General features: G+C 63.1%; 11 protein-coding genes. 7 read left to right on the top strand and 4 right to left on the bottom strand.

Annotated features, from left to right (window positions below):
* The first annotated feature begins 28 nt into the window (after positions 1-28).
* The 5 genes from glcD (at position 29) to yghX (ending at position 5,273) form a co-directional block, all read left to right on the top strand.
* Positions 29-1,528 (top strand): glycolate oxidase subunit GlcD, encoded by a 1,500-nt coding sequence (gene glcD / locus ACEN83_RS18315; RefSeq protein ID WP_495577974.1) that lies wholly within the window; start codon positions 29-31, stop codon positions 1,526-1,528.
* Positions 1,528-2,592, top strand: coding sequence for a glycolate oxidase subunit GlcE (gene glcE / locus ACEN83_RS18320; RefSeq protein ID WP_495577975.1), 1,065 nt, complete (start codon positions 1,528-1,530; stop codon positions 2,590-2,592). Before glcD ends, glcE begins: the two co-directional genes overlap by 1 nt.
* Positions 2,593-2,595: 3 nt before the next feature.
* Positions 2,596-3,813, top strand: a complete 1,218-nt coding sequence (glcF, locus tag ACEN83_RS18325) for a glycolate oxidase subunit GlcF (RefSeq protein WP_495577976.1) — start codon at positions 2,596-2,598, stop codon at positions 3,811-3,813.
* A 19-nt stretch (positions 3,814-3,832) separates the two neighbouring features.
* Positions 3,833-4,234, top strand: a complete 402-nt coding sequence (locus tag ACEN83_RS18330; RefSeq protein ID WP_495577977.1) for a heme-binding protein — start codon at positions 3,833-3,835, stop codon at positions 4,232-4,234.
* Between the two features lie 151 nt (positions 4,235-4,385).
* The gene (yghX, locus tag ACEN83_RS18335) at positions 4,386-5,273 is read left to right on the top strand and encodes a YghX family hydrolase (RefSeq protein ID WP_495577978.1); all 888 of its coding nucleotides are present in this window, start codon (positions 4,386-4,388) and stop codon (positions 5,271-5,273) included.
* Positions 5,274-5,411: 138 nt separating this feature from the next.
* Here the strand turns inward: yghX and ACEN83_RS18340 are convergent, their stop codons facing one another.
* Positions 5,412-6,065, bottom strand: coding sequence for a peroxiredoxin (locus ACEN83_RS18340; RefSeq protein WP_495577979.1), 654 nt, complete (start codon positions 6,063-6,065; stop codon positions 5,412-5,414).
* 110 nt (positions 6,066-6,175) lie between these two features.
* Positions 6,176-7,120 (bottom strand): aldo/keto reductase, encoded by a 945-nt coding sequence (locus ACEN83_RS18345; protein ID WP_495577980.1) that lies wholly within the window; start codon positions 7,118-7,120, stop codon positions 6,176-6,178.
* A 129-nt stretch (positions 7,121-7,249) separates the two neighbouring features.
* Here ACEN83_RS18345 and ACEN83_RS18350 point away from each other — a divergent pair, with 129 nt between their 5' ends.
* Positions 7,250-8,038 (top strand): alpha/beta hydrolase, encoded by a 789-nt coding sequence (locus ACEN83_RS18350; protein WP_495577981.1) that lies wholly within the window; start codon positions 7,250-7,252, stop codon positions 8,036-8,038.
* A 203-nt stretch (positions 8,039-8,241) separates the two neighbouring features.
* On the opposite strand, the gene ACEN83_RS18355 is transcribed toward ACEN83_RS18350, so the two are convergent.
* Both ACEN83_RS18355 and ACEN83_RS18360 read right to left on the bottom strand, forming a co-directional pair.
* Positions 8,242-9,516, bottom strand: a complete 1,275-nt coding sequence (locus tag ACEN83_RS18355; RefSeq protein ID WP_495577982.1) for a glucarate dehydratase family protein — start codon at positions 9,514-9,516, stop codon at positions 8,242-8,244.
* On the bottom strand, positions 9,513-10,910 hold the full coding sequence (locus ACEN83_RS18360; protein ID WP_495577983.1) for an MFS transporter: 1,398 nt from the start codon (positions 10,908-10,910) through the stop codon (positions 9,513-9,515). The genes ACEN83_RS18355 and ACEN83_RS18360 overlap by 4 nt, the downstream gene beginning before the upstream one ends.
* Before the next feature lie 154 nt (positions 10,911-11,064).
* Between ACEN83_RS18360 and ACEN83_RS18365 the strand changes: the two genes are divergently transcribed.
* Complete coding sequence (locus ACEN83_RS18365) at positions 11,065-11,967, top strand: LysR family transcriptional regulator (protein WP_495577984.1); 903 nt, start codon at positions 11,065-11,067, stop codon at positions 11,965-11,967.
* Positions 11,968-12,101: the final 134 nt, after the last annotated feature.

Here is a 12,101-nt window from a genome sequence, read left to right on the forward strand (position 1 = left end):
AGTGGTCTCCAGCGAGAATCGTGATCCCATGAACATTCTCTACGATGAACGCGTTGACGGCGCCTTGCCCGACGTCGACAGACAGGCACTGTTGCAGGCCCTGCAGAGCCGCTTGCCGGGCCTGGAAATCCTGCATCAGCAGGAGGAACTCAAGCCCTACGAATGCGACGGACTGTCGGCCTATCGCACCACGCCGATGCTGGTGGTGCTGCCCCGGCACATCGACGAAGTGCAAGGGGTGCTGCGGGTCTGTCATGAGCTGCACGTCCCGGTCGTCGCCCGTGGCGCCGGCACCGGTTTGTCCGGCGGTGCGCTGCCCCTTGAAAAAGGCGTGCTGCTGGTGATGGCGCGTTTCAACAACATCCTGGGCATCGACCCCGCTGCCCGTACCGCGCGGGTCCAGCCGGGTGTGCGCAACCTGGCGATTTCCCAGGCGGCGGCACCGTTCGGCCTGTATTACGCGCCGGATCCGTCCTCGCAAATTGCCTGTTCGATCGGCGGCAACGTCGCGGAAAATGCCGGTGGCGTGCATTGCCTGAAGTACGGCCTGACCGTGCACAACGTGCTCAAGGTCGACATCCTCACGGTCGACGGCGAGCATTTGAGCCTGGGCTCCAACGCCCTCGACGCCCCCGGTTTCGATCTGCTGGCACTGTTCACCGGCTCCGAAGGCCTGCTCGGGGTGATCACCGAGGTCACGGTCAAGTTGCTGCCCAAACCGCAGACCGCCAAAGTCTTGCTGGCGGCGTTCGATTCCGTGGAAAAAGCCGGGCGCGCCGTCGGCGACATCATTGCCGCCGGCATCATCCCCGGAGGCCTGGAAATGATGGACAACCTGGCCATCCGCGCCGCCGAGGACTTCATTCACGCCGGATATCCGGTGGAGGCCCAGGCGATTCTGCTGTGCGAACTCGATGGTGTTGAAGCCGATGTCTCGGATGACTGCGACCGGGTGCGCCAGGTGCTGCAACAGGCCGGTGCGACCGAGGTGCGCCAGGCAAAGGACGAAGCCGAGCGCGTACGTTTCTGGGCCGGGCGCAAGAACGCCTTCCCGGCAGTAGGCCGTCTCTCGCCGGATTATTACTGCATGGACGGCACCATCCCCCGTCGCGAACTGCCCGGCGTGCTGCACGCCATCGCCGAGCTCTCGAACGAATACGGCCTGCGGGTGGCCAACGTATTCCACGCCGGCGACGGCAACATGCATCCGTTGATTCTGTTCGACGCCAATCAACCCGGTGAACTCGAGCGTGCGGAAAACCTGGGCGGCAAGATTCTGGAGCTGTGCATGAAGGTCGGCGGCAGCATCACCGGTGAGCACGGCGTGGGTCGCGAGAAGATCAATCAGATGTGCGCGCAATTCAACAGCGATGAGCTGACCCTGTTCCATGCCATCAAGGCCGCCTTCGACCCGAGCGGCCTGCTCAACCCCGGCAAGAACATTCCGACCCTGCACCGCTGCGCCGAATTCGGCGCCATGCACATACATGGCGGTCAATTGCCCTTCCCCGAGCTGGAGCGTTTCTGATGCACGGCCCTGCAGATTTCGATGACAGCCAACTGCTCCTGGAGCAGGTCAATCAGGCGCTGGAAAACGCTACGCCGTTGCGCATCCAGGGTTCCAACAGCAAGGGGTTTCTTGGCCGCACCACGGCCGGGGAAATTCTCGATACCCGCGCGCACCGGGGCATCGTCAGTTACGACCCGACAGAGCTGGTGATCACCGCCCGTTGCGGCACGCCGTTGTCGGAGCTGACGCAGGCGCTGGATGCCGCGCAACAGATGCTGCCCTGCGAACCGCCGTCCTTTGGCGAGGGCGCCACGGTCGGCGGCATGATCGCCTGCGGACTGTCCGGACCACGGCGCCCGTGGTCCGGCTCGGTGCGCGATTTCGTCCTCGGCACGCGGGTCATCACCGGGCATGGCAAGCTGTTGCGCTTCGGTGGCGAAGTGATGAAAAACGTCGCCGGCTACGACCTGTCACGCCTGATGACCGGCAGTTACGGCTGCCTCGGGCTGATCACCGAAGTCTCGCTGAAAGTGCTGCCAAAACCCCGGAAAGTCCTGAGCATCAGCCTGGAAATGGACCCTGAACGCGCCTTGCTGCGCCTGGCGGAGTGGGGCCAGCAACCGTTGCCGATCAGCGCGGCCTGTCACGACGGTACACGCCTGCACCTGCGGCTCGAGGGCGGTGAAGGTTCGGTGGCGGCGGCCCACGAGCGCCTCGGTGGCGAACGGCTGGACGCTTCGTACTGGGAAGATCTCAACGAACAGCGCTTGAGTTTCTTCGATGAAGACCAGCCGCTTTGGCGCCTGTCACTGCCGCACAACACACCGCGCCTGTCGCTGCCGGGGCGCCAGTTGATCGACTGGGGCGGCGCCCAGCGCTGGTTGAAATCCGATGCCGAAGCGGCGTTCATCCGCCAGGTCGTCGACGAGGTCGGCGGCCATGTCACCTGCTTCAGCCACGGCCTCACCGACACCCCGTTCCAGCCCCTGCCCCCGGCCCTGATGCGCTATCACCGCAACCTGAAACAACAACTCGATCCACGGGGCATCTTCAACCCCGGACGCCTGTACGCGGAGCTTTGAACCATGCAGACGACCCTGAGTGAAAGCGCCCGCCATCTGCCCCGCGCCGCAGAAGCCGAAAGCATCCTGCGCACCTGCGTGCACTGCGGTTTCTGCAATGCGACCTGTCCGACCTATCAATTGCTCGGCGATGAACTGGACGGACCCCGGGGCCGCATCTACCTGATCAAGCAAGTGCTGGAGGGCAACGACGTCACGCAAAAGACCCAGCAACACCTGGATCGCTGCCTGTCGTGCCGCAACTGCGAAACCACCTGCCCGTCGGGCGTCGACTACCACAACCTGCTGGACATCGGTCGGGCGGTGGTCGATGCGGCGGTGCCGCGTCCGCTTGGCCAGCGCCTGTTGCGCGAAGGGTTGCGCCAGACCGTGCCGCATCCGGACCTGTTCAAGAGCCTGGTCAGTGGCGGCCAGGTATTCCGTGCGCTGCTGCCCGGCCCGCTGCAAAGCAAGTTACCGCGCAGTATCTACCCGGCCAAGCCGCGGCCCATGACCCTGCGCGAGCGTCAGGTGCTGATGCTCGAAGGCTGCGTGCAGCCGGGCCTGTCGCCCAACACCAATGCCGCGGCGGCGCGGTTGCTGGACCGGTTGGGGATCAGCGTCATCGCGACCCGCGAAGCCGGTTGCTGCGGTGCCGTGGACTACCACCTGGACGCCCAGGCCGCCGGCCTCGATCGCGCCCGGCGCAACATCGACGCGTGGTGGCCGGGCATCGAAAAAGGCGCCGAGGCGATTGTGCAGACCGCCAGCGGTTGCGGCGCCTTCATCAAGGACTACGGCCATCTGCTCGCCAGCGACCCGGCCTATGCCGACAAGGCGAAAAAGGTCAGCGAACTGGCCCGGGACCTGGTGGAGGTGTTGCGCGACGAGCCGCTGGAAAAACTCGGGATCCACGCCTCGCAGCGCCTGGCCTTCCATTGCCCCTGCACCTTGCAGCACGGGCAGAAACTCGGCGGCGCCGTGGAAGCGCTGCTGAGCGGGCTCGGTTTCAATCTGACGTCCGTGCCCGACGGGCACCTGTGCTGCGGCTCGGCGGGCACCTATTCGCTGACCCAGCCCGAGCTGTCGCGACAACTGCGCGACAACAAGCTCAATGCCCTGGAAAGCGGCCATCCCGAGGTCATCGTCACGGCCAACATCGGCTGTCAGTCGCACCTCGACGGTGCGGGCCGGACCCCGGTGCGGCACTGGATCGAACTGGTCGAAGCCGCCCTGCCTTAACCGATTCCCGGAGATGCCCATGAACCGCAAAGCCGTGCTGAGCCAGACCGAAGTCCAGCAGATCATCAAAGCCGCCCGTGCCGAAGCACAGGCCAATCAATGGGCCGTGACCATAGTGGTGGTCGATGATGGCGGCCACCCGCTGGCCCTCGAACGCCTCGACGGTTGCGCACCCAGCAGTGCGTATATCGCCACCGAAAAGGCCCGCACCGCCGCCCTCGGGCGGCGCGAATCGAAAAGCTATGAGGACATGGTCAACGCAGGGCGCTACGCTTTTCTGTCAGCACCGTTGCTGACTTCGCTCGAGGGTGGCGTGCCGATTGTTTTCGATGGCCAGGTGATTGGGGCTGTCGGGGTGTCGGGCGTCAAGCCCGGGCAGGATGCGCAAGTGGCGAAGGCTGGGGCGCAGTGCCTGAAATGAGGTTTCAGCCTCACCCTTTAACCCCTGTGGGAGCGGGCTTGCTCGCGAAAGCGGTGTGTCAGACGGCAATGTCTTCGACTGACACACCGCTTTCGCGAGCAAGCCCGCTCCCACAAGGGCCGTGTTCAAACAGCCGAGAGGAGTTGCACCGATGACCCGTCTAACTGCCAAAGACTTTTCCCCGCAACTGCTGGAACTCTACGACTACTACGCCCACGGCAAGATCAATCGCCGGGAGTTTCTCGACCGCGCGGCGTTGTTCACCTTCGGCAGCATGACCGCCGGTGCCCTGCTCGCCGCGCTAAGCCCCAACTACGCGCTGGCCGAGCAAGTCGAGTTCACCGACCCGGACATCATTGCCGAGTACGTCACCTACCCTTCGCCCAAGGGCAACGGCCAGGTACGGGCTTATCTGGTGCGCCCGGCCAAGGCCACCGGCAAGGTGCCGGCGGTGGTGGTCGTGCATGAAAACCGCGGGCTCAACCCCTACATCGAAGACGTGGCCCGGCGTGTGGCCAAGGCCGGTTTCATCGCCCTGGCCCCGGACGGCCTGACCTCGGTCGGCGGTTATCCCGGCAATGACGACAAGGGCCGCGAGCTTCAGGCCACGGTCGACCCGGAAAAGCTGATGAACGACTTTTTCGCCGCCGTCGAGTGGATGATGAAACACCCTGCCGCCACCGGAAAAGTCGGCATCACCGGGTTCTGCTACGGCGGTGGCGTGACCAACGCCGCCGCCGTGGCCTATCCGGAACTGGGCGCCGCCGTGTCGTTTTATGGCCGTCAGCCAACAGCCGAGGAAGTGCCCCGGATCAAGGCACCGGTGATGCTGCACTACGGCGAACTGGATACGCGGATCAACGAGGGTTGGCCGGCCTATGAGAAAGCGTTGAAGGCCGGGGGCAAGACCTATGAGGCCTACATTTATCCGGGCTGCAATCATGGTTTCCACAACGACTCGACGCCGCGTTATGACGAGGCGGCGGCGAAGCTGGCGTGGGAGCGGACGTTGGGGTGGTTTAGAAAGTATCTGGTTTGAAGTCCTGGGCCAGCAGGGCCGGCCCCTTCGCGGGCAAGCCCGCTCCCACAGGGTCCTGAGTCGTTCACAGAAATGTGCTTCGACTCGGCCCCTGTGGGAGCGGGCTTGCTCGCGAAGGCGGCTTCAGGGCTGCCGAGGTTACTTCGGCTGAGCCACCGTCCGCAAATACGGCTTCAGTGTCTTGAAGCCATCCGGGTATTTCTTCTTCGCATCTTCATCAGACACCGAAGTCGGGATGATCACATCCTCACCCGGCCGCCAGTTCACCGGCGTGGCAACGGTGTGCCTGGCATTCAGTTGCAGAGAATCGAGCAAACGCAGCACTTCATCGAAATTGCGCCCGGCGCTCATCGGGTAGATCAGCATGGCCTTGACCTTCTTGTCCGAGCCGACGATGAACACCGAGCGCACCGTGGCGTTGTCCACCGCCGTACGCGCGCCGCCGCTGGCATTGGGGTGGATCATGTCGTAGAGCTTGGCCACCACCAGGTTTTCATCGCCGATCAGCGGATAGTTGACCGCGCAGCCCTGAGTCTCGGCGATGTCGCCGACCCAACGGTTGTGGTCGCTGACCGGGTCGACGCTGAGGCCGATGACCTTGGTGTTGCGCTTGTCGAATTCGGGCTTGAGTTTGGCCAGGTAGCCCAGTTCAGTGGTGCACACCGGGGTGAAATCCTTGGGGTGGGAAAACAGGATGGCCCACCCGTCGCCGATCCATTGGTGAAAATTGAGCGTGCCTTCGGTGGTTTCGGCGGTGAAATCCGGTGCTTCGTCGCCAATGCGGATAGCCATGTTCGATCTCCTTGCAGTGATGGACAGGGACGCCGTCAGGGCAACGAATGCGCTTTCAACGGCATGGACGCGGACAGTATAGGAGAGGTTGCGGGACTCGCCGCGCTGCGCTAGTCCACCAGCGCAATCAGTTGCTGACGCTGGGCATCGGTCAGCATCGGGCCGAAACCGGCCCGGGCATTTTCCGCCATGTAGCGCGGGTTGCCGGTGCCCGGAATCACGCAGGTCACCGCCGAATGCGACAGCAGGAACTTCAGTGCCAGTTGCGGCCAGCTCTTGACCCCGACTTGCGCCGCCCAGCCTGGTAGAGGTTTGTCTTTCAGTCTGGCCAGCAGGCCGCCACCGCCGAACGGCCGATTGCAGATCACCGCCACGCCCCGTTCGCGGCACAGCGGCAGCAAGCGTTTCTCGGCGCCGCGATCATCCAGGGCGTAGTTGATCTGCAGGAAATCCAGCGGCTCGGCCTTGAGTACCGCTTCCACTTCATCGTAGGCCGACGCCGTGTAATGGGTGATGCCGATGTAGCGGATGCGCCCCTGTTCTTTCCAGTGGCGCAGGGTCGGCAAGTGCGTCTGCCAGTCCAGCAGGTTGTGAATCTGCATCAGGTCGATCCGGTCGGTCTGCAACAGGGCGAAGGATTGCTCCATCTGCGCGATGCCTTCTTCGCGCCCGCGGGTCCACACCTTGGTGGCCAGGAACGCCGGCGAGCGCGGTTCATGGATCGACAGCAATTCGCCGGTGGTCTGTTCGGCGCGACCGTACATCGGCGAGCTGTCGATCAGCTTGCCACCCTTGTCGAACAACGCATCCAGTACCGCGGGCAAGTCCTTGTAGGCCGGTTGCGAAGGCTCGACGTCGAATCCGCGGTAAGTGCCCAAGCCTACGATCGGCAAGGACTCGTTGCTGGAAGGAATGGCGCGAGTCTGCATGGTCTTGCCTCCTGTTCCCGTCGACGGCGCGGGTTGCGCACCCACCGGACCGAACGTGAAGACCGCCGAAGCACCGGCAGCCAGCGTGAGTATTGCTCTACGGGTGTAACCCTCAGGATGGCTCATAAAACGCTTCTCACCAGTCGTTCGGGTCCGGCCTGTTGCACCGACACGGCGGATAACCCGCGCCAGGGGTCGATTGACTACACTCACAAGGCCCTGCGGCACCAGCCACTTTCAAACCCCGAGCCGTCAATGCCGCCCACTAACGTTAGTCGAATGTCGCGCACCCTGGTGTTACTCGTTGTCATCGTCGCTGCGTTGTACCTGGCGCTGTGCCTGGCGTTGTTCGTGTTTCAGCGGGCGCTGATCTATTACCCGCAACCGCGCGCCATCGGGACAGTCGGGACGCTGCTCACCCTGCCGATTGCCGACGCACGGGTGCTGGTGTCCATCCGGCCTCACGAAGGCCCGAATGCGCTGATCTACTTTGGCGGCAACGCCGAAGACGTCTCGCGCAACTTGCCCGGGTTCACCCAGGCGTTCCCTGACTACGCGCTGTATCTGCTGCATTACCGTGGCTTTGGCGGCAGTTCCGGGTCGCCTTCCGAAGAGGCCATCGCCCGCGACGCCTTGACCTTGTTCGACCAGGTGTATGCCAGCCACTCGCATGTGGCGGTGGTCGGACGCAGCCTGGGTTCCGGGGTTGCCGTGCGTCTGGCCAGCCAGCGCCCGGCCGCGCGCCTGGTGTTGATCACGCCTTACAACAGCCTCGAAGGGCTGGCCGCTCGTCAGTTTCGCTGGTTTCCGGTGCGCTGGTTGCTGAAGGACAAATACCCGTCCTGGCAGTACGCCGCCCGCATCACGGTGCCGACGGTCTTGATAGCGGCCGAGCATGATGAGGTGATTCCGCGTTCGAGTACCGAGCGCCTGTTGAGTCATTTCACCAAAGGCGTGGCGTCGTTGCAGGTGATACCGGGGACGGGGCATAACTCGATCAGTGAAAGCCCTGAATACCTCAAACGTCTGCGTGAAGGGCTGTAACGGCAACACCCATCTTTGTGGCGAGGGGGCTTGCCCCCGCTCGACTGCGCAGCAGTCGTAAACCCGAACAATGCGGTTTGCCTGAGTAACCGCGATTGCAGGTTTTGGGGCCGCTGCGCGACCCAACGGGGCGATGCGGCGTTCCGACAAGCCCCCTCACCACAACAGCCCCCCTCGACACCGGTTATCGAGCGACTTGCAGATCAAAAACGCGGTTTGACCGCCTTCCACTCCGGTTTGTAGCGCTGCATCTGCTTCACGTCATTGCGTTGGCGAATGCCGCACGTCAGGTATTGGTCATGCAGCTTGCCCAACTGGTCGTGGTCAAGTTCCAGCCCCAGGCCCGGGGCGCGGGTGATTTTCACGCAGCCATCGACAATCGGCAGCTTGCCGCCCTTGATCACTTCTTCGTCGGGCTCCTGCCAGGGGTAATGGGTGTCGCAGGCGAAATCCAGGTTCGGCACCGCAGCGGCGACATGCGCCATGGCCATCAGGCTGATGCCCAGGTGCGAATTGGAATGCATCGACACCCCAAGACCAAAGGTTTCGCACATTTTCGCCAACGCCTGCGTGTCGCGCAGGCCACCCCAATAATGGTGGTCGGCGAGGACAATCTGCACGCTGTTCTGTGCCACGCTGCGGCGGAACTCGTCGAAATCGGTGACCACCATGTTGGTTGCCAGGGGCAAACCGGTGCGCTTGTGCAGTTCGGCCATGCCCTCCAGGCCCGGCGTCGGGTCTTCGTAATACTGCAGGTCATCACCGAGCAGTTCGGCCATGCGGATCGAGGTTTCCAATGACCAGTTGCCGTTCGGATCAATACGCAGCGGGTAACCGGGGAAGGCCTTCTTCAGTGCCTTGATGCACGAAACCTCATGCTCGGGCGGCAAGGTGCCGGCCTTGAGCTTGATGCTCTTGAAGCCGTAGGCCTCGATCATCCGCCGCGCCTGGGCAACGATCTGCTCTTCGGTCAGGGCCTCGCCCCAACTGTCGGGCTTGTAGGGTGAATCGACGTGCTGCGCGTACTTGAAGAACAGGTAGGCGCTGAACGGAATCTCCTCGCGAATGGCCCCGCCCAGCAAGTCCACCAAGGGCACATTCAGGGAGTGCGCCTGCAAATCCAGGAACGCCACTTCGAAAGCCGAATAAGCATTGCTCACGGCTTTGCTGGCATGGGAGCCCGGCGCCAGTTCGGCACCGGCAATACTCGCCGGTTTGTTCGCCGCCACTGTGGCCTGGACGATGGCACGCAACTGATTGAGGTTGAACGGGTCAAGGCCGATCAATTGCGTTTGCAGTTGCTGCTGGATCGCCAGCGCCGGAGCGTCGCCATAACTTTCACCCAGGCCGATGTAGCCGTTGTCGCTCTCGATCTCGATGATCGAGCGCAGCGCGAAGGGTTCGTGGATGCCGCTGGCATTGAGCAAGGGCGGATCACGGAAGGCGATGGGCGTGACAGTGACTCGTTTGATTTTCAAGAAGCGGCTCCCGCTGGATCAGTTTTCAGGGCTGGATGACTGTTGGGCTTTTTTGCCGGTGTGCCTTCGGCCGCTTGGCCGGTCAACGCACGGAGGGCATCGCCACGGGGGGCGGTGCGGGCGAAAAAAATCACGATGGCGGCGACCAGCGAAGTGGCGGCCAGGCCGTAGAGCCCGCCTTCGATGGAGCCGGTGGTCTGCTCCAGGAACCCGAAGGTGGTCGGCGCGACGAAGCCGCCGAGGTTACCGATGGAGTTGATCAGGGCGATCACCGCCGCGGCGATCCGGGCATCGAGATAGCCCTGGGGAATCGGCCAGAACAACGCCGAGGCGGCCTTGAAGCCGATGGCGGCAAAACAGATGGCGACGAAGGCAAAGACCGGACCGCCAGTGGTGGACATGAACATGCCGAACGCCGCGATCACCAGCGTCACCGCGACCCAGGCCTGTTGGTGCTTCCATTTGCTGGCCATGGCCGCGAAGCCATACATCGCGACGATGGAAATGATCCACGGAATCGAGTTGAACAGGCCGACCTGGAAGTCGCCGAGGTTGCCCATTTTCTTGATCATGCTCGGCAGCCAGAACGTGGCACCGTAGATGGTCAGGGCGATGGAAAAGTAGATGAAGCAGAACAGCAGGATCTGTCGATCGGCCAGCAGTTTGAAGATCGAGGGTTTGACCCCCTGCGTGGCTTCGCGAGCCTGTTGCTCCTGAGCGATCGCGTCGATCAGCGCGGTTTGCTCTTCGTCGCTCAGCCACTTGGCTTGCCGTGGGTGGGATTGCAGCCAGAACCAGACGAACCCGCAGAGCACGATGGATGCAAAGCCTTCGATCAGGAACATCCACTGCCAACCGTGCAGGCTCAAGCCGCTGACGTTGAGCAGTGCACCGGACACCGGACCGGAAATCACCGAGGCAATGGCCGAACCGCTGAGGAAAATCGCCATCGCCTTGCCGCGCTCGGTCGACGGTAGCCATTGGGTGAAGTAGTAAATGATGCCGGGGAAAAAACCCGCTTCGGCGGCGCCGAGTATGAAGCGCAGCACGTAGAAACTGGTTTCGCCACGGACAAACGCCATGGCCATCGCGGCGGCGCCCCAGGTGAACATGATGCGCGTCAGCCAGGCGCGGGCACCGTAGCGTTGCAGCAGCAGGTTGGACGGCACTTCGAAGATGGCGTACCCGATAAAGAACAGCCCTGCACCCAGGCCGTAGGCGGCGGCGCCAATGCCCAGGTCGGTTTCCAGGTGGCTGCGCACGAAGCCGATATTGACCCGGTCGATGTAGTTGACGATGAACATCACCACGAACAGCGGCAGTACATGGCGCTTGACCTTGGCGGCGGCGCGGGCGAGCACATTCGGGTCTGGCGGACTCTGGAGGGTATTCAAGGGGCGACTCCCGATCATTGTTTTTTTGGGGATAGCTCTAGGGATAGCTTTGGGGATGACGTTGGGCATTGCGTGAGACGTGGCCCGATCATGGACGCGAGTATTGATCCCGTCTAATCTAACTTGGCATTCGATTGATACCTGGATTAGATCAATGTTCGAACTGACTCAACTGCGATGTTTCACCACCGTGGCAACCGAACTGAATTTCCGCCGCGCCGCCGAACGGCTGAACATGACCCAACCGCCTCTCAGCCGACAGATTCAGCTGCTGGAACATCACCTGGGCGTCGAACTCTTCACCCGCAGCACCCGCAGCGTCGCGCTCACCGCCGCCGGCCGGGCCTTCTTCATCGAAGCCCAGAACCTGCTGGAGCGCGCCCAGCAAGCGGCCGTGACGGCCCGGCGATTCGCCGAGGGCGACATCGGTTCGGTCAATATCGGTTTCGTCGGTAGCGCGGTCTACGAGTTCCTGCCCAAGGTCATCGCCGAGGCGCGACTCAAACAGCCCCACGTCAAAATCGACCTGTCGGAGATGAACACCTACCAGCAACACGAAGCCCTGCGCGCCCGCCGCATCGACCTCGGCATCGCCCGGGCGCCGCTGCTGGAACCGGGCTACTCCACCGAATGCCTGGTGCGCGAGCCGTTCGTGCTGGCGGTGCCGAGTACGCACCGCCTGGCCAGTGCCGAATCGGTATCCGTCCAGGACCTCGATGGGCAACCGTTCCTGATGTACTCCCACGCGGCTTACCCGCCGTTCAACGAACTGCTGACCGGCATGCTGCGCTCGGCCCGCGTCGCCCCGGATTACGTGCAGTGGCTCGGCTCGTCATTGACCATCCTGGCACTGGTCAACGCCGCCATGGGCCTGGCCCTGGTGCCACGTTGCGCGACCAGCGTGGTGTTCAGGAACGTGGTGTTCCGCGATATCGATCTGGGCGAAGGCGTGCAGAGCGAGTTGCACCTGATCTGGCGTGAGAACAACGACAACCCGGCGTTTGCGATGTTGCTGGACGGAATTCGGCGCGCGGTGCGGGACGGATGGGGGGTGTAGATCAGCCTTGAACAACCCTCTATCAGACACACACCTGTGGCGAGGGAGCTTGCTCCCGCTGGACTGCGCAGCAGGCCCTGCTTTTCGGATAAAGAGCTGGGGTCGCTTCGCAACCCAACGGGAGCAAGCTCCCT

This window comes from Pseudomonas sp. Pseusp49, assembly GCF_059491875.1.

What these genes read in the sequence shown, in the direction of transcription:
- glcD (WP_495577974.1), top strand. Translation starts at nt 29, where the DNA reads ATGAACATTCTCTACGATGAACGCGTTGACGGCGCCTTGCCCGACGTC.
- glcE (WP_495577975.1), top strand. Translation starts at nt 1,528, where the DNA reads ATGCACGGCCCTGCAGATTTCGATGACAGCCAACTGCTCCTGGAGCAG.
- glcF (WP_495577976.1), top strand. Translation starts at nt 2,596, where the DNA reads ATGCAGACGACCCTGAGTGAAAGCGCCCGCCATCTGCCCCGCGCCGCA.
- ACEN83_RS18330 (WP_495577977.1), top strand. Translation starts at nt 3,833, where the DNA reads ATGAACCGCAAAGCCGTGCTGAGCCAGACCGAAGTCCAGCAGATCATC.
- yghX (WP_495577978.1), top strand. Translation starts at nt 4,386, where the DNA reads ATGACCCGTCTAACTGCCAAAGACTTTTCCCCGCAACTGCTGGAACTC.
- ACEN83_RS18340 (WP_495577979.1), bottom strand. Translation starts at nt 6,065, where the DNA reads ATGGCTATCCGCATTGGCGACGAAGCACCGGATTTCACCGCCGAAACC.
- ACEN83_RS18345 (WP_495577980.1), bottom strand. Translation starts at nt 7,120, where the DNA reads ATGAGCCATCCTGAGGGTTACACCCGTAGAGCAATACTCACGCTGGCT.
- ACEN83_RS18350 (WP_495577981.1), top strand. Translation starts at nt 7,250, where the DNA reads ATGCCGCCCACTAACGTTAGTCGAATGTCGCGCACCCTGGTGTTACTC.
- ACEN83_RS18365 (WP_495577984.1), top strand. Translation starts at nt 11,065, where the DNA reads ATGTTCGAACTGACTCAACTGCGATGTTTCACCACCGTGGCAACCGAA.